At 45.7% G+C, this 18,441-nt stretch carries 16 protein-coding genes; all 16 read left to right on the top strand.

What is annotated here, in order from left to right:
* The first annotated feature begins 122 nt into the window (after positions 1-122).
* The 16 genes from rpsB to dnaE all read left to right on the top strand — a co-directional run bounded on the left by rpsB (position 123) and on the right by dnaE (position 18,439).
* Complete coding sequence (rpsB, locus tag DPF93_RS12555) at positions 123-851, top strand: 30S ribosomal protein S2 (RefSeq protein WP_075649516.1); 729 nt, start codon at positions 123-125, stop codon at positions 849-851.
* A 131-nt stretch (positions 852-982) separates the two neighbouring features.
* Positions 983-1,825 carry a translation elongation factor Ts gene (gene tsf, locus DPF93_RS12550; RefSeq protein ID WP_114766495.1) on the top strand — a complete coding sequence of 281 codons (843 nt, stop codon included), beginning with the start codon at positions 983-985 and terminating at the stop codon, positions 1,823-1,825.
* 136 nt (positions 1,826-1,961) lie between these two features.
* Entirely contained in the window at positions 1,962-2,693 is a 732-nt protein-coding gene (pyrH, locus tag DPF93_RS12545) for a UMP kinase (RefSeq protein WP_114766494.1), read from the top strand.
* An 89-nt stretch (positions 2,694-2,782) separates the two neighbouring features.
* Positions 2,783-3,340: a ribosome recycling factor gene (gene frr, locus DPF93_RS12540; RefSeq protein ID WP_114766493.1), complete on the top strand. Its 558-nt coding sequence runs from the start codon at positions 2,783-2,785 to the stop codon at positions 3,338-3,340.
* Between the two features lie 63 nt (positions 3,341-3,403).
* The gene (gene uppS / locus DPF93_RS12535; RefSeq protein WP_279628071.1) at positions 3,404-4,189 is read left to right on the top strand and encodes a polyprenyl diphosphate synthase; all 786 of its coding nucleotides are present in this window, start codon (positions 3,404-3,406) and stop codon (positions 4,187-4,189) included.
* Between the two features lie 10 nt (positions 4,190-4,199).
* Complete coding sequence (locus tag DPF93_RS12530; protein ID WP_114766491.1) at positions 4,200-5,045, top strand: phosphatidate cytidylyltransferase; 846 nt, start codon at positions 4,200-4,202, stop codon at positions 5,043-5,045.
* Between the two features lie 43 nt (positions 5,046-5,088).
* Positions 5,089-6,297, top strand: a complete 1,209-nt coding sequence (gene ispC / locus DPF93_RS12525) for a 1-deoxy-D-xylulose-5-phosphate reductoisomerase (protein ID WP_114766490.1) — start codon at positions 5,089-5,091, stop codon at positions 6,295-6,297.
* Positions 6,294-7,652 carry a sigma E protease regulator RseP gene (gene rseP, locus DPF93_RS12520; protein ID WP_114766489.1) on the top strand — a complete coding sequence of 453 codons (1,359 nt, stop codon included), beginning with the start codon at positions 6,294-6,296 and terminating at the stop codon, positions 7,650-7,652. Before ispC ends, rseP begins: the two co-directional genes overlap by 4 nt.
* 39 nt (positions 7,653-7,691) lie before the next feature.
* The gene (gene bamA / locus DPF93_RS12515; protein WP_114766488.1) at positions 7,692-10,109 is read left to right on the top strand and encodes an outer membrane protein assembly factor BamA; all 2,418 of its coding nucleotides are present in this window, start codon (positions 7,692-7,694) and stop codon (positions 10,107-10,109) included.
* A gap of 16 nt (positions 10,110-10,125) precedes the next feature.
* On the top strand, positions 10,126-10,635 hold the full coding sequence (locus tag DPF93_RS12510) for an OmpH family outer membrane protein (protein WP_164675362.1): 510 nt from the start codon (positions 10,126-10,128) through the stop codon (positions 10,633-10,635).
* Positions 10,636-10,641: 6 nt separating this feature from the next.
* Entirely contained in the window at positions 10,642-11,673 is a 1,032-nt protein-coding gene (gene lpxD, locus DPF93_RS12505; RefSeq protein WP_114766487.1) for a UDP-3-O-(3-hydroxymyristoyl)glucosamine N-acyltransferase, read from the top strand.
* A gap of 147 nt (positions 11,674-11,820) precedes the next feature.
* Positions 11,821-12,273, top strand: a complete 453-nt coding sequence (gene fabZ / locus DPF93_RS12500; RefSeq protein ID WP_114766548.1) for a 3-hydroxyacyl-ACP dehydratase FabZ — start codon at positions 11,821-11,823, stop codon at positions 12,271-12,273.
* A gap of 3 nt (positions 12,274-12,276) precedes the next feature.
* Entirely contained in the window at positions 12,277-13,065 is a 789-nt protein-coding gene (gene lpxA, locus DPF93_RS12495) for an acyl-ACP--UDP-N-acetylglucosamine O-acyltransferase (protein WP_114766486.1), read from the top strand.
* 82 nt (positions 13,066-13,147) lie between these two features.
* The gene (gene lpxB / locus DPF93_RS12490) at positions 13,148-14,299 is read left to right on the top strand and encodes a lipid-A-disaccharide synthase (RefSeq protein WP_114766547.1); all 1,152 of its coding nucleotides are present in this window, start codon (positions 13,148-13,150) and stop codon (positions 14,297-14,299) included.
* A complete protein-coding gene (gene rnhB / locus DPF93_RS12485) occupies positions 14,296-14,916 on the top strand; it encodes a ribonuclease HII (protein WP_075649504.1) in 621 nt (206 codons plus the stop codon). The genes lpxB and rnhB overlap by 4 nt, the downstream gene beginning before the upstream one ends.
* Before the next feature lie 43 nt (positions 14,917-14,959).
* Positions 14,960-18,439: a DNA polymerase III subunit alpha gene (gene dnaE, locus DPF93_RS12480; RefSeq protein WP_114766485.1), complete on the top strand. Its 3,480-nt coding sequence runs from the start codon at positions 14,960-14,962 to the stop codon at positions 18,437-18,439.
* Positions 18,440-18,441: the final 2 nt, after the last annotated feature.

Here is an 18,441-nt window from a genome sequence, read left to right as displayed (position 1 = left end):
TGAGTTCCATAAACATTTATCTTTAAATCACACACATTCCGACACATATTCCGGGGTGCTGAGCAGAAGCTTAGTCGGAATCATGGGGAATGTGGAGGCCTAACCCCATAGAGGATTTTAAAATGGCAACTGTATCAATGCGCGATATGCTGAAAGCTGGTGTTCACTTCGGTCACCAAACTCGTTACTGGAACCCAAAAATGAAGCCATTCATCTTTGGTGCTCGTAACCGCGTTCACATCATCAACCTAGAAAAAACTGTACCAATGTTCAACGAAGCTCTAGCTGAACTAGCTAAAGTTGGCGAGAAGAAAGGTAAAGTTCTATTCGTAGGTACTAAGCGCGCTGCATCTGAAGCTGTTAAAGAAGCTGCAATCGCAAGCAACCAGTACTACGTTAACAACCGCTGGTTAGGCGGTATGCTAACAAACTACAAAACTGTTCGTCAGTCTATCAAGCGTCTAAAAGATCTTGAAGCACAGTCTCAAGACGGTACTTTTGACAAACTAACTAAGAAAGAAGCTCTAATGCGTACTCGCGAAATGGAGAAGCTAGAGAAATCTCTTGGTGGTATCAAAGACATGGGTGGTCTACCTGACGCTCTATTCGTAATCGACGCTGATCACGAGCACATTGCGATTAAAGAAGCTAACAACCTAGGTATTCCAGTATACGCTGTAGTAGATACTAACTCTAACCCAGACGGCGTAGACTACATCATCCCAGGTAACGACGACGCAATCCGCGCAGTACAACTATACCTAAACGCTGCAGCTTCTGCTGTAACTGAAGGTCGTAACAAAGACGTTGCTGTTGTAGCTGAAAAAGACGGTTTCGTAGAAGCTGAATAATAGCGGCTCCGAGTCTTTCTTAGTTTATGTGCAACTTAGTTGTCGCATATACTGAGTTATAGTTATCATCAGGGGCCGAAAATGTAGGCCCCTGATTTTTACCCTATCGAGAATCAACCGAGGAATACAGAATGGCTGTTACTGCTGCTCAAGTAAAAGAACTGCGTGAACGTACTGGCGCAGGTATGATGGAATGTAAGAAAGCGCTTGTTGAAACTAACGGCGACATCGAACTAGCAATCGAAAACATGCGTAAATCAGGTGCTGCTAAAGCTGCTAAGAAAGCAGGTAACGTAGCTGCTGAAGGCGCAATCATCATCAAAGACGCAGAAGGCGTAGCTGTTCTTCTTGAAGTTAACTGTCAAACTGACTTCGTTGCTAAAGACGGCAACTTCACTGCATTCGCAGAGAAAGTAGCAGAAGAAGCTCTAGCTTCTAAAGCTTCTGTTGAAGAGCTAATCGCTAAGTTCGAAGAAGAGCGTGTTGCTCTAGTTGCTAAGATCGGCGAAAACGTTGCTATCCGTCGCGTACAATACGTTGAAGGTGCTGCTATCGCTTCTTACCGTCACGGTGAGAAAATCGGTGTAGTTGTTGCTGGTGAAGGCGACGCTGAAACACTTAAGCACGTTGCAATGCACGTAGCTGCATCTCGTCCAGAATACGTTAACCCAACTGACGTACCAGCTGACGTAGTTGCTAAAGAGCGTGAAGTTCAAGTTGAAATCGCTATGAACGAAGGCAAGCCTAAAGAAATCGCTGAGAAGATGGTTGAAGGTCGCATGAAGAAATTCACTGGCGAAGTTTCACTAACTGGTCAGCCTTTCGTTATGGAACCTAAGAAGTCTGTTGGCGAAATCCTTAAAGAGCGCGGCGCATCAGTTTCTACATTCGTTCGCCTAGAAGTAGGTGAAGGTATCGAGAAAGTTGAAGGCCTAAGCTTCGCTGAAGAAGTAGCTCTAGCTCAAAAAGGTTAATCCTTAGAGACGCTGAGATATCTAGACCGTAGCCATGGCTACGGTCTTTTTACGATTAGTCGTGATGGATAAAGATTTAGACAAGTCTCTATCCATGACTGTTAATTAATAACTCTCTTTTTGGAAGGTATAATCCATGACTACGAACCCTAAACCGGCATATCAACGTATCTTGTTAAAACTGAGTGGTGAAGCACTTCAAGGCTCAGAAGGTTTTGGTATTGATCCTGCGATTCTTGACCGCATGGCTCAAGAAGTAAAAGAGCTGGTAGAACTAGGTGTTCAAGTTGGTGTGGTAATTGGTGGTGGTAACCTATTCCGTGGTGCTGGTCTAGCTGAAGCGGGTATGAACCGCGTAGTTGGTGATCACATGGGTATGCTAGCAACCGTTATGAACGGTCTTGCAATGCGTGACGCGCTACACCGTGCATACGTTAACGCTCGCGTAATGTCTGCTATCCCACTAAAAGGCGTGTGTGACGACTACAATTGGGCAGATGCAATTCGCGAACTGCGTCAAGGTCGCGTGGTGATCTTCTCTGCAGGTACTGGTAACCCATTCTTTACGACTGACTCAGCTGCGTGTCTACGTGGTATTGAGATCGAAGCTGACGTAGTTCTAAAAGCGACGAAAGTTGATGGTGTATTTACTGCAGACCCAGTAGCAAACCCAGACGCAGAGCTGTATGATAAGCTTACTTACGCTGAAATTCTTGATAAAGAACTAAAAGTGATGGATTTAGCAGCATTTACACTTGCTCGCGACCACAAAATGCCAATCCGCGTATTCAATATGAACAAACCAGGTGCACTACGTCGCGTGGTAATGGGTGAAGCTGAAGGTACTTTGATTACTGATAAAGCTTAATCTGTGCAGTCGCTATTTGGAAAAATGGCGACTTACCGAATAGCCCTGTTAAAATTTCTTTGAGAAAGAAGAATTATTAAGGTGAAATCGTGATTAACGAAATCAAAAAAGACGCGCAAGAGCGCATGGAAAAGAGTGTTGAAGCTCTAAAGAACAACCTTTCTAAAGTTCGCACGGGTCGCGCTCACCCAAGCTTGCTATCTGGTATCTCGGTAGAGTACTACGGTGCACCAACGCCTCTAAACCAAGTGGCTAACGTTGTAGCGGAAGATGCACGTACACTGGCTATCACTGTATTTGACCGTGAACTAACGCAAAAAGTTGAAAAAGCGATTATGCAATCTGACCTAGGTCTAAACCCTATGTCTGCAGGTACAATTATTCGCGTTCCACTTCCACCGCTAACAGAAGAGCGTCGTAAAGATCTAGTTAAGATTGTACGTGGTGAAGCGGAAGGTGCACGTGTTGCAGTACGTAACATCCGTCGTGACGCAAACAGCGATCTGAAAGCACTTCTGAAAGACAAAGAAATTTCTGAAGATGAAGATCGTAAAGGCCAAGAAGAAATCCAAAAACTGACAGATGTTGCTGTTAAGAATGTGGATGATGTTCTAGCGGCAAAAGAAAAAGAGTTGATGGAAGTTTAATTCTTCAACTATCTTCAAAAAAAAGCACTGTGCTCACCGCACAGTGCTTTTTTGTGCTACTCTTTGTCCCCTGCTAGTAACACTAAAAGCTATATGCAAAATTCACAACTCTCACCCGATCTACTTCCTAAACATATCGCTGTCATCATGGATGGCAATGGTCGTTGGGCAAAAGCGCAAGGAAAGCCGCGCGTATTTGGTCATAAAAACGGCGTCTCTGCGGTTCGCAAAACCATCTCTACTGCAGCTCGTCTTGGCATCAAGGCAGTGACGCTATTTGCCTTTAGCAGTGAGAACTGGCGTCGACCGGAAGAAGAAGTCGGTGTGTTGATGGAGTTGTTTATTACCGTGCTTTCAACCGAAGTGAAGCGACTGCATAAAAATGGCTTACGCCTAAGAGTGATTGGTGATACCAGTCGTTTTAATCAAAAGCTTCAAGATAAAATTGCTCAAGCAGAGGCTTTGACCGCAGGCAACAGTGGGATGGTAATTAACATTGCAGCTAACTATGGCGGCAAATGGGATATCACTGAAGCGACTAAGCAAATCGCCAAGCAAGTTCAGCAAGGCGAGCTGAATGTTGATGATATCGATGAAAGTTTAATTACTCAGCACCTGACCATGGCTGATTTGCCAGAGGTCGATCTCTTGATTCGCACTAGTGGCGAATGTCGCATTAGCAACTTTATGCTTTGGCAAATGGCTTATGCGGAAATCTATTTTACTCCTATTTATTGGCCTGAATTTAACGAGGATAGCTTAATTGAAGCTGTTACTTGGTTTATCGAACGTGAACGTCGTTTCGGATGCACTGGCGAGCAAGTTAGAGCATTAATGGAATGCCAATAAGGACATTAGTTTGAAACAACGAATTATCACCGCGCTTATTCTTGCACCTTTAGTGATCTTGGCGATTTTTAAGCTTTCTTTACCTCTTTTTATCGCTTTGATTACTGTTGTGACTTTGATTGGTTTTTGGGAATGGACCCAGTTTGTTGAAACCAATAATCGTATTACTGCACTGTTACCGAGTGTCGCCGTTACCGCTCTAAGTTTTGTTTTTATTCCTTTTGATGCCTACAGCCTCAATCATCTCTCTGAAGTGCATTACTTTGTGCTTGGCGCTGGTTTTATTTGGTGGCTAGTTTCAAGTGCTCTTGCCATCTCATATCCTAAGTCTGCCACTCTGTGGCAAGGGTCTAAGCCGCTGCGTCATCTATTTGGCATTCTTACCTTGCTGCCATTTCTATGGAGCATAGTGATGTTACGTGCTGAAGGCGTGCTTACAGAACCGTATCACGGCGCTAAACTTGTCTTATACGTTTGCTTTATTGTCTGGGCGGCAGATAGTGGCGCTTACTTTGCAGGCAAAAGCTTCGGTAAACGTAAGATGGCACCCCATGTCAGCCCAAATAAAACCATCGAAGGTTTGATAGGTGGTTTAGTGACCGCCCTATTAGTTGGTTGGGGTACGGCTGAGTGGTTTGATATCGAGTTTGCTAGTGTCGTGGCGTTTGTTGCAATTACCTTAGTGACGGTCATTATCTCAGTACTTGGCGACTTGGTTGAAAGTATGTTCAAGCGTGTATCAGGTATTAAAGATAGTAGTAATATCATTCCAGGGCATGGTGGTGTACTTGACCGTATTGATAGTCTGACAGCCGCTTTCCCGGTTTTTGCTCTTCTTTATTTCTTATTCTCTTGAGTTGAGCGAGCTTATCTCGCTCGCTTAGCTATCGGTTTAGTCTATGCGTAATTTAACCATTTTAGGTGCCACAGGCTCTATTGGTGCCAGCACCTTAAAAGTTATAGAAAACAATCCTGAGCAATTTCGAATTGTTGCTTTAGCTGCGGGTCAGAATGTCGAAAAAATGATTCAGCTGTGCGCAAAATGGCAACCGCAATATGCAGTGATGGCCGACGAAGTGTCAGCGCAGCAGCTGAAAAAGGCACTTGCCGCGCTTGGACTAAACGTTACTGTCTTGGCGGGTGTTGAGGCAATGTGTCACGTGTCATCGATGAGTGAAGTTGACACTGTGATGGCTGCTATTGTCGGTGCCGCTGGGTTAATGCCAACTATGGCAGCCGTTAAAGCGGGCAAGCGAGTGCTATTGGCTAACAAAGAAGCTTTGGTGATGTCCGGTCAGCTTTTTGTTGATGCGGTTAAGCAAAGCGGCGCAGAGCTTTTGCCTGTAGACAGTGAGCACAATGCGATTTTCCAATGTTTGCCTAGCGAGATCCAAACTAATCTAGGTCATTGCGATCTTAGCGAGCATGGCATCGAACATATCTTGCTGACGGGCTCTGGCGGTCCATTTCGTTATTCCAATCTAGAAGAATTGGAGCATGTGACCCCTGAGCAGGCGATTGCTCATCCTAATTGGTCGATGGGACCAAAGATTTCTGTTGATTCTGCGACGATGATGAACAAAGGCTTAGAGTATATCGAAGCCAAGTGGCTATTTAATGCCTCGCGTGAGCAGATGAAAGTGATCATTCATCCTCAGTCTGTGATTCATTCGATGGTGCAGTACAAAGATGGTTCAACACTCGCTCAATTGGGAGAGCCTGATATGGCAACTCCAATTGCATTAACACTTTCTTATCCAGAGCGCGTTCGTGCCGGTGTGAAGCCACTCGATTTTACTCAAGTTGGTCAGCTAACCTTCCTTGAACCTGATTTTGAACGCTATCCGTGTTTAAAACTGGCAATTGATGCTTGCTACATTGGTCAGCACGCCACAACGGCACTGAATGCCGCCAATGAGATCGCGGTTGATGCGTTCTTAAATCGTACGATTCCGTTTACTCATATTGCACGTGTCAATAATTGGGTAACCGAAAGAATTTGTTCGATGAATACGCAGTTAAAGTGTGATAGTTTGGAGAGCATTTTAGAGGTCGACAAAATGGCTCGCTCTCTTGCCACCAACTTTATTAGCGGACGCAGAGCATGACTGGAATCTTATGGAACTTTATTTCATTTATCGTTGCCCTAGGTATTTTGGTGGCGGTGCATGAGTTTGGTCATTTTTGGGTTGCACGTCGTTGCGGCGTAAAAGTTGAACGCTTTTCAATCGGTTTTGGTAAGTCGATTTGGCGCAAAGTTGCGCAAGATGGCACCGAATACACCATCTCAATGATCCCACTTGGTGGCTATGTCAAGATGCTTGATAGCCGCGTGGATGATATCCCAGCCGAGATGGAGCAATACGCGTTTGATAAAAAGCCATTGATAAAGCGCACCGCAATCGTGGCTGCAGGACCAGCGTTTAACTTCTTATTTGCTATCTTTGCTTACTGGTTAGTGTTCTTGATTGGCGTGCCAGCTGTCAAACCGGTTGTTGGTCAAGTTGAGGCTCACTCTATCGCTGCTCAAGCAGGATTAGAATCGGGAATGGAACTAAAAGCGATTTCTGGCGTCAAAACCGCGGATTGGGAATCGGTTAACATGCAGTTAGTCTCTCACATTGGTGAGCAAACACTAACGATGACAGTGGTGCCTAGTGACACCATTGGCATGGAGCAACAAGTTAAACTCGACCTTTCCGCTTGGAAGTTTGATCCAGAAAGTCAGTCGGCAATGTCTGCGCTTGGTTTTAAACCTTACACACCGGAAATTTCGACCACATTAGCCAGCGTATCTGATGCTAGTGCAGGTCAATTAGCAGGTTTGATTGCTGGTGATACGATTGTGGCGATTGACAATCAAGCGATTACTCAGTGGCAGCAGTTAGTGGAGGCGGTTCGCTCTAGTCCAAATAAGCCATTGAGTGTGGCAGTGATGAGAGATGAGCAGTTGGTGACACTAACCTTAATCCCGCAAAGTAAAGAGTTACAAGATGGCTCTTTAATTGGTTTTGCTGGAATCGCCCCTGAGGTCGCAGAATGGCCGGAAAATTATCGCTTCGACCTGCAATTTGGTGTATTTGAGTCAATCGGCAAAGCGGTGGATAAAACCGGACAAGTTATTGATTTAACCTTTACCATGCTGAAAAAATTGGTCGTGGGCGATGTGGGGCTGAATAACTTAAGCGGTCCAATCACCATAGCTAAGGGGGCGGGAACCACGGCTGACTATGGCTTGGTGTATTTCTTAGGCTTCCTCGCTTTAATTAGTGTGAACTTAGGCATTATTAATTTAGTGCCGTTACCGATGCTAGACGGTGGACATCTACTGTTCTTTGCCATCGAAGCAATTATTCGACGTCCTGTGCCAGAAAAGGTACAGGAGATAGGCTACCGTTTTGGTGGCGCAATTCTATTTGCCCTTATGGCGGTCGCGATTTTTAATGATTTCGCTCGCCTATAACGTGGATGAAAGTTGTAGCAAGGAATAACTAGAACAAATATGGCGATGAAAAAAATTCTGTTGGCAACACTATTGGCAACAAGTGTCTCTGCGCAAGCCGAGAGTTTTGTAGTACAAGATATTCAGATTGAGGGCTTGCAGCGCGTAGCATTAGGTGCAGCGTTGCTAAAAATGCCAATTCGTATTGGCGATACTGTCAGCAATCAGGATGTCGCAGATATCATCCGTGCGCTTTACTCAACCGGTAACTTTGAAGACATCAAAGTATCACGTGACAACAATGTGTTGGTAGTCCAGGTAACTGAGCGACCAACCATTTCTACTATCTCTTTCTCTGGTAACAGTGCGATTAAAGATGAGCAGTTGCAGCAGAACTTGGACGCATCAGGCATTCGCGTGGGTGAAGCGCTGGATCGTACAACGCTGTCAAATATTGAAAAAGGGTTAGAAGACTTCTATTACAGTGTTGGTAAATACAACGCAACTGTTCAGGCGGTGATCACGCCGCTACCGCGCAATCGTACCGACCTAAAATTTGTTTTCACCGAAGGTGTTTCAGCCAAGATTCAACAGATTAACTTTATCGGTAATAAAGTCTTTACTGATGACGAGTTAATGTCGCGTTTTAACCTCAATGCGAACGTATCGTGGTGGAACTTCTTGTCGGATGATAAGTACCAAAAGCAAGTGTTGGCAGGTGATATTGAAGCGCTCCGCACTTACTACTTAGATCGTGGGTACCTAAAGTTTCAAGTGACCTCGACGCAAGTATCGATTTCACCAGATAAAAAAGGTGTTTATATCACCTTGAGTATCAATGAAGGCGCGCAATATACGGTTGAAGGCGTTAAGTTCCGTGGTGACCTTATTGGTAAAGAAGCAGAATTTGAGCGTCTAGTGACGTTTGAGCCGGGTGAGGTTTACAAAGGCTCAGCCGTGACCTCATTGGAAGAAGGGGTTAAACGTGTGCTGGGTGAGGCTGGTTATGCTTACCCACAAGTTCGCACCATTCCTGAATTCAATGAAGAAACCAAGCAGGTTTCGCTGACGGTGAATGTAGAACCGGGCAAACGCGTGTACGTCCGTGATATTCGTTTTGTCGGTAACAACTCGACTAAAGATGAAGTGTTGCGCCGCGAAATGCGTCAAATGGAAGGCAGCTGGCTTAACTCAAAAGCGATTGAAACCAGTAAAGGGCGTCTAAATCGTCTCGGCTTTTTTGAAACCGTTGATGTACAAACCGTGCGTGTACCGGGTAGTGAAGATCAGGTTGATCTGGTTTACCGTGTCAAAGAGGCCAACTCAGGTAGTATTAACTTTGGTGTAGGCTACGGTACTGAATCAGGTATTAGCTTCCAAGTCGGTCTCCAGCAAGATAACTTTGCTGGTACCGGTAATCGCGTTGGTGTAAGCGCGATGATGAACGATTATCAAAAGAACTTAACTTTGGAATACCGTGACCCATATTGGAACCTTGATGGGGTGAGTTTGGGTGGTAAAGTATTTTTCAATACCTTTGAAGCATCAGAAGCGGGTATTGTCGACTATACCAACGAAAGTTATGGTGCGGATTTAACCTGGGGCTTCCCATTTGATGAGCTGAACCGTTTTGAGTTTGGTTTTGGCTACACGCATAACAAGATTGGTAACGTACCAACTTATGATCAAGCGCAACGATTTGCGCAAAGTATTGGTCAGCCTGAAGGCGATATCATCACCAACGACTTTGATATTAACCTAGCGTGGACACGCAACAATTTAAACAAAGGCTATTTCCCAACAGCTGGCAACTATCAACGTGCATCGTACATGATGACAGTGCCTGGTTCGGATGCGAAATACTTCAAGCTACAATATGATGTAAGAAATTACATTCCGTTGACGAAAAAGCATGACTTTACGCTGCTGATGCGTGGTCGTTTGGGGTATGGTAATGGCTACGGTCAAACCGATGGCAATGACAACTTGTTCCCATTTTATGAGAACTATTACGCAGGTGGTTTCTCAAGCTTACGTGGTTTTGGCTCAAACAGTGTTGGTCCACGAGCGGTGCAATCGCAAAGAGGTGGTAGCGTTGATGGGCAGATATGTAGTTCAGGCAATCCATGTTTGATTACAAGTGATGACTCTGTCGGTGGTAACGCTGTTGCGTTAGCAAGCTTAGAGCTAATTTTCCCAACGCCATTCGCGTCTGAAGAAGTTCGCAGTCAAGTGCGTACTAGTGCCTTTATTGATGCGGCGAGCGTGTGGGATACCGAGTTTGTCTATAAAGGTGATATTGGCGATCCGCTGTATTACGATTACTCAGATCCAGCAAATTACCGCGCTTCTTACGGTGTTGCGCTGCAATGGATGTCACCAATGGGACCATTAGTGTTCTCAGTGGCGAAACCAATTGAAAGTTATGAAGGTGACGATGAAGAGTTCTTCACTTTCACAATCGGCAGAACCTTCTAATTAAAGGAATTTACAAGTGAATAAAACAATCAAAGCGGCTGGTCTTGGTCTTCTAGTAATGACTTCTTCTCTTTTTGCTAACGCGGCTGAAGCGGCGCAAAAGATCGGTTACATTAATACAGCTCAGGTGTTCCAAGAGTTACCGCAGCGTGAAGCGGTATTGCAACAGATGCAGAAAGAATTCAAAGACAAAGCGGATGAGCTAAAAGCGATTCAAGCAGAAGCAAGAACGAAAATTGAGAAGCTGAAGCGTGATGGCGAGCTACTTGGTCAAGAAGAAGTGGAGAAAATCCGCATTGAAATTGGTCAGCTAGACAGTAAGTACAAGATCAAAGCGCAAGCACTTGAGCAAGCATCGGCACGCCGCGAAGCGCAAGAAAAAGCGAAACTATTCCAAGTTATTCAAAAAGCAGTAAAAGAAGTTGCAGAGAAGCAGGGCTACGATATGGTTATTGATATCACAGCACTGCAATACTCTAAACCTGAGTACAACATCTCTGAAGACGTAATCAAAGCACTAAAATAGACGTTTATGAAGACACTGACATTAGCCGAATTGGCAACAATTACTGGGGGCGAGTTACATGGTGACGCGACAGCGACAGTCACTATGGTTGCACCAATGGATAAAGCACAGCAAGGTCATGTGACTTTCTTGTCTAATCCAAAGTACGCGAAACATTTAGCGCAATGCCAAGCAACAGTAGTCATGGTGAAAGCGGCTCAATTAGAGCAGTGCCAAGGCAATACTCTGGTTGTCGATGATCCTTACGTTGCTTTTGCGAAAGTGGCGCAAGCGCTAGATACCACGCCGAAAGCAGCATCAGGCATTGCGCCTTCTGCGGTAATCGATGCAACAGTGAAACTTGGAGCCAACGTCTCAATTGGCGCTAACGCGGTTATCGAGGCGGGTGCTGAGCTTGGTGATAACGTCATCATTGGTGCAGGTTGCTTTATTGGTCAACACGCTAAAATTGGTAGCAATACTCAGCTTTGGGCTAATGTTAGTATCTATCACAACGTTGAGTTAGGCAGTGACTGTCTAGTTCAAGCAAATACCGTGATTGGCAGCGATGGCTTTGGCTATGCCAATGAAAAAGGTGAGTGGATTAAGATCCCTCAGCTTGGCACGGTGCGTATTGGTAACCGTGTTGAAATTGGCGCGTGTACCACGATTGACCGTGGTGCGTTAGATGATACTGTGATTGCCGATAACGTCATTATTGATAACCAAATGCAGATCGCTCATAACGTAGAGATCGGATATGGTACAGCGATGGCTGGTGGTACAGTAGTCGCTGGTAGTACCAAAATTGGTAAGTACTGCATTATTGGTGGCGCGAGCGTAATTAATGGTCATATTGAGATCGTTGATGGTGTGACTATCACAGGTATGGGCATGGTGATGCGTGGTATCGAAGAAAAAGGTATGTACTCATCAGGTATTCCGCTACAGACCAATAAAGAGTGGCGCAAGACTGCAACACGCGTGCATCGCATCGATGAGATGAACAAGCGCTTAAAAGCTGTCGAAAAACAGCTAGAGGATAAAGCGGATTGTTAAATTCGTTGATTCCAAAAAGACTCGCAATGGGCGGGTCTTTTTTGTCTTTACTTACTTATGTTTCTTGATCTCCATAGCATCAGTAACATACTTGGGTATAATGCCTGCCAGAAAATGAATTAAGCATTCAGAAATAGGAATATGACTTTGACTACAGAAAATAAAACGATGAACATTACTGAGATTCAGGAATTGTTACCGCATCGCTACCCATTTTTATTGATTGATCGTGTGACCGACTACCAAGAAGCGAAGTACTTGACCGCGATTAAAAATGTTTCTGTAAATGAACCGCAATTTACTGGTCATTTCCCTCAACTTCCTGTCTTTCCTGGCGTATTGATCCTTGAAGCTATGGCTCAAGCAACGGGCTTGCTAGCATTCAAATCATTTGGCGCACCTTCAGGTAACGAGCTTTACTACTTTGCTAGTGTCGATAACGCAAAATTCCGCAAGCCAGTGACACCTGGTGATCAGCTAGTGATTGAAGTTGAGTTTGTTAAAGAGCGCCGTGGTATTGCAGCATTCTCATGCTCTGCAAAAGTTGATGGCGATGTTGTATGTTCTGCAGACCTTAAATGTGCTCGTCGAGAGTTTTAATTTATGATTCATGAAACTGCTCAAATCCACCCAATGGCGGTGGTTGAAGAAGGTGCAAAAATTGGCGCTAACGTAACCGTTGGTCCATTTACTTACATCACCTCGAATGTCGAGATTGGTGAAGGCACTGAAATCATGTCACATGTTGTGATCAAAGGTCACACTACGATTGGTAAAGATAACCGTATCTTCCCGCACGCAGTGATTGGCGAAGAGAACCAAGACAAGAAATACGGTGGTGAAGATACCACGGTAGTGATTGGTGATCGCAATGTGATTCGTGAAGCGGTGCAAATCCACCGTGGTACGGTACAAGATAAAGCAACGACCGTGATCGGCAATGATAATCTTCTGTGTGTTAATGCTCACGTTGCGCACGATGTTATCGTTGGTAACCATACTCATATTGGTAACAATGCGATTCTTGGTGGTCACGTAACGGTAGGTGATTACGCAGGTGTGATGGCGTTGTCTGCGATTCATCCATTCTGTACGGTAGGTGCATACGCCTACATCGGTGGTTGTTCTGCGGTGGTGCAAGACGTATTGCCATACGTACTGGCTCAAGGTAACCACGCTTCACCATTTGGTCTAAACCTAGTGGGTCTAAAGCGTAACGGCTTTGAAAAACCAGAACTACGTGCATTGCAAAAAGCGTACAAAGAGATTTACCGTTCAGGTAAAACGCTAGAAGAAGTAAAACCAATTTTGGCAGAGATGGCACAAGAGTGGGCATCAATTGAGCCAATGTTGAAGATGCTTGAATCCACTGAACGTGGCATTATTCGCTAAGCGATTGAGCTCAAATTAGTATCAAAAGATCGCAGTGATGAACTGCGGTCTTTTTGTGTTTTTAAGCTGGGGAAAATTTACGATGGAAAGACCGCTGAGAATTGGTATCGTCGCAGGTGAACTATCTGGCGACACCTTAGGTGAAGGCTTTATCAAAGCGATTAAGCAGCAATATCCGAACGCGGAATTTGTTGGCATTGGTGGACCTAAGATGATTGCTCAAGGCTGTGAATCTCTATTCGATATGGAAGAGTTGTCAGTGATGGGCTTAGTCGAAGTGCTCGGTCGCTTACCGCGCCTGCTGAAAGTCAAAGCTGAGTTGGTCAAATACTTCACTTCAAATCCACCAGATGTCTTTGTCGGGATTGACGCTCCAGATTTCAACCTGCGCTTAGAGCTTGACTTGAAAAATGCCGGGATTAAGACCGTGCATTACGTCAGTCCATCGGTATGGGCATGGCGACAAAAGCGTATTTTTGGTATTGCCAAGGCAACCAACTTGGTGCTGGCGTTTTTGCCATTTGAAAAAGCGTTTTACGATAAATTCGATGTGCCGTGTGAATTTATTGGTCATACCTTGGCGGATGCAATTCCTCTGCAATCAGATAAAGTTCCAGCCCGTGAACTGCTTGGCTTAGCGCAAGACAAGCGTTGGTTAGCTGTGCTGCCGGGCAGTCGTGGTGGCGAGCTCAAAATGCTGGCGGAACCGTTTATTCAAGCCTGTAAGCAACTGCATGCGAAAGATCCAGAGCTTGGTTTTGTCGTCGCACTGGTTAATCAAAAACGTCGTGAGCAATTTGAAGCGGCATGGCAAGAGATCGCCCCAGAGCTCGAGTTTACACTCATCGACGATACGGCTAAGAACGTAATTACCGCTTCTGATGCAGTCATGTTGGCTTCAGGCACCGTCGCGCTAGAGTGCATGTTGGTTAAGCGTCCAATGGTGGTAGGTTATAAAGTCAATGCCTTTACCGCCTTCTTGGCGCGCCGCATGTTAAAAACCAAGTATGTTTCGCTGCCGAATATTCTGGCTGATCAAGAGTTGGTCAAAGAGTTCCTGCAAGAAGAGTGTACCCCTGAAAATCTTAGCCAAGAGGTAGAGCGTCTACTCGGTGAGCATGGTCAAGCAATGGTGAGTAAGTTTACTGAGATGCACCATTGGATCCGCAAAGATGCCGATCAGCAAGCCGCTAAAGCGGTGTTAAACCTAATTGAAATGAATAAAGCAGTATGACGAAAGAGAAAAAAGAGTTACCGCCATTTGAGTACCCGCAAGGTTACCAACTGATTGCTGGTGTGGATGAAGTAGGTCGTGGACCTCTAGTGGGCGATGTGGTGACCGCTGCCGTGATCCTTGATCCAAATAACCCTATTGAAGGGTTGAACGACTCGAAGAAGCTAAGCGAGAAAAAACGTTTAGCCTTATTGCCAGAGATTAAAGAGAAAGCACTGGCTTGGTCTGTTGGGCGCTGTTCTCCTGAAGAGATCGATGAGCTGAATATTTTACAAGCGACAATGGTAGCGATGCAGCGCGCGATTGCAGGGCTGCAAGTACAACCTGATTTGGCTTTAATTGATGGCAATCGCTGTCCACAGTTGCCAATGGATGCGTTAGCAGTGGTTAAAGGCGATTTACGCGTGGCAGAAATCAGTGCCGCATCGATCATCGCCAAGGTGGTACGTGACCAAGAAATGGAAGAGTTGGATAAACAATACCCACAGTTTGGCTTTGCCAAGCACAAAGGTTATCCAACCAAAGCACACTTTGAAGCCATTGAGCAGCATGGTGTGATTGATCAACACCGTAAAAGCTTCAAACCAGTAAAAAAAGCACTCGGACTCGAAGAGTAATCGCGTAGAATAGTCAGTTAAGCGTCAAAGCCGGAAAGTATTAATGTCAGATCCAAAGTTTATTCACCTTCGTGTTCACAGTGATTTCTCCATGGTGGATGGCCTGTCGAAAGTGCCACCTCTTGTGAAGAAAGTGGCCGAAATGGGCATGCCAGCCATGGCATTAACCGATTTCACCAACTTATGTGGCTTGGTGAAATTCTATGGTACCGCCCACGGTTGTGGCGTGAAGCCAATTATTGGTGCTGACTTTGCTATGCAAATCCCAGAGTTTGGTGATGAGCTGGTTAAATTAACGGTGTTGGCGGCGGATAACGTTGGCTATAAGAACCTAACGTTACTGATTTCTAAAGCCTACCTACGCGGACATGTGCAACATCAGCCAGTGATTGATCGTGACTGGCTGATTGATCTCGCAGAAGGTTTGATCCTCATCTCAGGCGGTAAGAATGGTGATGTAGGTAAAGCGTTGCTGAAAGGCAATAAAAAGCTGGTGGATCAGTGTGTTGATTTTTATCAGCAACATTTTGCTGACCGCTACTATTTAGAGCTGACTCGTACTGGTCGTGCTGACGAAGAGAGCTATTTACACTTTGCGCTTGAATTGGCTGAGGAAAAAGACCTGCCAGTGGTGGCAACCAATGATGTGGTGTTTCTCAACGAAGAGCTGTTTGATGCCCACGAAATCCGCGTTGCGATTCACGATGGTTACACTTTAGAAGATCCTCGCCGTCCCAAGAACTACAGCCCTCAGCAATACCTGCGTAGTGAAGAGGAAATGTGTGAGCTATTTGCTGACATTCCTGAAGCACTCGAGAACAGTGTTGAGATTGCTAAGCGTTGTAATGTCACGGTTCGTCTGGGTGAATACTTCTTGCCAGCCTTCCCAACCGAAGGCATGGAAGAAACCGAATTCTTGGTGATGAAATCTCGAGAAGGTCTTGAAGAGCGCCTTGAGTTTCTGTTCCCCGATGAAGAAGAGCGATTAAAGCGTCGTCCTGAATACGATGAGCGCCTCGAAGTTGAACTGGAAGTAATTAACAATATGGGCTTCCCGGGCTACTTCTTGATCGTAATGGAGTTCATTCAGTGGTCAAAAGATAACGCCATCCCGGTTGGTCCTGGTCGTGGTTCAGGTGCGGGTTCATTGGTGGCATATGCGTTAAAGATCACTGACCTCGATCCGCTTGAATACGACCTGCTATTTGAACGTTTCCTTAACCCAGAACGTGTATCCATGCCCGATTTCGACGTTGACTTCTGTATGGATAAGCGTGACCAAGTAATTGATCACGTAGCGGAAATGTATGGTCGTGATGCGGTATCACAGATCATTACCTTTGGTACCATGGCGGCAAAAGCGGTAATTCGCGACGTGGGTCGTGTGCTTGGCCACCCGTTTGGTTTTGTTGACCGCATCTCAAAACTGGTACCGCCAGACCCAGGTATGACGCTGGAAAAAGCGTTTGCCGCAGAACCAGCTTTGCCAGAGTTGTATGCTGCCGATGAGGAAGTCAAAGAACTGATCGACATGTGTCGCATCCTCGAAGGTTGTACGCGAAATGCGGGTAAACACGCGGGTGGTGTGGTTATCTCACCAACTACCATTACTGATTTTGCACCTATCTACGCTGATGCGGAAGGTCACTTCCCGGTAACTCAGTTTGATAAGAATGACGTTGAAACTGCTGGTCTGGTTAAGTTTGACTTCTTGGGGCTACGTACCCTAACTATTATCGACTGGGCGCTGGGCTTAATTAACCCGCGTCTTGAGCGTAATGGCGAAGCGCCTGTGCGTATTGAGTCGATTCCACTGCAGGATGAAGCCTCATTCCGTGTGCTGCAGAACTCTGAAACCACCGCAGTGTTCCAGCTTGAATCGCGCGGGATGAAAGAGCTGATCAAACGTCTGCAGCCAGACTGTTTTGAAGACATCATCGCATTGGTAGCTCTGTTCCGTCCGGGGCCACTGCAATCAGGCATGGTAGATAACTTTATCGACCGTAAGCATGGTCGTGAAGCGATCTCTTACCCTGATGAAAAATGGCAACACGAGTCATTAAAAGAGATCCTCGATCCAACCTACGGCATCATTCTTTACCAAGAGCAGGTAATGCAGATCGCGCAGGTACTGTCGGGCTACACCCTAGGTGGAGCGGACATGCTGCGTCGTGCGATGGGTAAGAAAAAGCCAGAAGAAATGGCCAAGCAGCGTGCCACTTTTGAAGACGGCGCGGTGAAAAATGGCGTCGATGGCGAGTTGGCGATGAAAATCTTCGACTTGGTAGAAAAGTTTGCTGGCTACGGCTTTAACAAATCGCACTCTGCTGCCTATGCGTTGGTTTCTTACCAGACGTTATGGCTAAAAACCCACTATCCGGCAGAGTTCATGGCGGCAGTAATGACCGCGGATATGGACAATACCGAGAAAGTGGTTGGCCTGGTTGATGAATGTTTCCGCATGAAACTTAAAGTACTGCCACCGGATATCAACTCGGGGCTGTATCGCTTTAATGTCGACGATGACGGTGCGATTGTTTACGGTATCGGTGCGATTAAAGGGGTGGGTGAAGGTCCTATTGAAGCGATTTTAGCTGCGCGCAATAAAGATGGTCACTTTAAAGATTTATTCGATTTCTGTGCGCGTATTGATCTGAAAAAGGTCAACAAGCGTGTGATTGAAAAGCTGATTTATGCAGGTGCATTGGATAGATTGGGTCCCCATCGTGCTGCTTTGATGGCGTCTCTGGATGATGCGGTAAAAGCGGCGAGTCAACATCACCAAGCAGAAGCCTTTGGACAGTCTGACTTGTTTGGCGTTTTGACTGAAGCACCAGAAGAAGTTGAAAACAAATACACCAAAGTGCCACCTTGGCCAGAGAAGGTGTGGTTAGAGGGTGAGCGTGAAACGCTGGGTCTTTATTTGACCGGACACCCAATTAATGCCTATATCAAGGAACTTGGTAAGTACACCAGTTGTCGACTTAAAGACGCAACGCCAACTCGTCGCGATCAATCAGTGACTATTTCGGGGCTGGTTATCGCTTCGCGAGTGATGACGACCAAGCGCGGCACTCGCATTGGCATTATGACGCTCGATGACCGCAGTGGTCGTATGGAAGTGATGTTGTTCTCGGATGCGTTAGAAAGATATGCAGAACTGCTTGAAAACGATAAAATTCTAGTAGTTTCTGGACAGGTCAGCTTTGATGATTTTAATGGTGGCCTTAAAATGACCGCGCGCGAGGTAATGGACCTTGGCGCTGCGCGTGAAAAATACGCCCGCGGTCTCTCTGTTTCGATTAGCGAATCGCAAGTCGACAGCCAGTTTTTTGAGCGCTTTAGTACCATTCTAGAGCCTCATCGAGCAGGAACTATTCCTGTTCACGTTTATTACCAACGTCAAGACGCCAGAGCGCGTTTGACCTTAGGTACAGAGTGGCGAGTGACGCCGAGTGACGCTCTAATAGATGATTTAAAACAGTTGCTTGGTTCTGACCAAGTAGAACTCGAATTTAACTAAAT

The sequence above is a fragment of the Vibrio rhodolitus genome, assembly GCF_003350325.1.
In the GTDB taxonomy this organism is placed as follows: Bacteria; Pseudomonadota; Gammaproteobacteria; order Enterobacterales; family Vibrionaceae; genus Vibrio; species Vibrio rhodolitus.
This window is presented reverse-complemented; position numbering and strand designations above follow the sequence as displayed.

Excerpts from the sequence above, each read along its gene's own strand:
- rseP (WP_114766489.1), top strand. The coding sequence starts at position 6,294 with ATGACTGGAATCTTATGGAACTTTATTTCATTTATCGTTGCCCTAGGT.
- lpxA (WP_114766486.1), top strand. The coding sequence starts at position 12,277 with ATGATTCATGAAACTGCTCAAATCCACCCAATGGCGGTGGTTGAAGAA.
- ispC (WP_114766490.1), top strand. The coding sequence starts at position 5,089 with ATGCGTAATTTAACCATTTTAGGTGCCACAGGCTCTATTGGTGCCAGC.
- rpsB (WP_075649516.1), top strand. The coding sequence starts at position 123 with ATGGCAACTGTATCAATGCGCGATATGCTGAAAGCTGGTGTTCACTTC.
- dnaE (WP_114766485.1), top strand. The coding sequence starts at position 14,960 with ATGTCAGATCCAAAGTTTATTCACCTTCGTGTTCACAGTGATTTCTCC.
- lpxB (WP_114766547.1), top strand. The coding sequence starts at position 13,148 with ATGGAAAGACCGCTGAGAATTGGTATCGTCGCAGGTGAACTATCTGGC.
- pyrH (WP_114766494.1), top strand. The coding sequence starts at position 1,962 with ATGACTACGAACCCTAAACCGGCATATCAACGTATCTTGTTAAAACTG.
- lpxD (WP_114766487.1), top strand. The coding sequence starts at position 10,642 with ATGAAGACACTGACATTAGCCGAATTGGCAACAATTACTGGGGGCGAG.
- tsf (WP_114766495.1), top strand. The coding sequence starts at position 983 with ATGGCTGTTACTGCTGCTCAAGTAAAAGAACTGCGTGAACGTACTGGC.
- rnhB (WP_075649504.1), top strand. The coding sequence starts at position 14,296 with ATGACGAAAGAGAAAAAAGAGTTACCGCCATTTGAGTACCCGCAAGGT.
- bamA (WP_114766488.1), top strand. The coding sequence starts at position 7,692 with ATGGCGATGAAAAAAATTCTGTTGGCAACACTATTGGCAACAAGTGTC.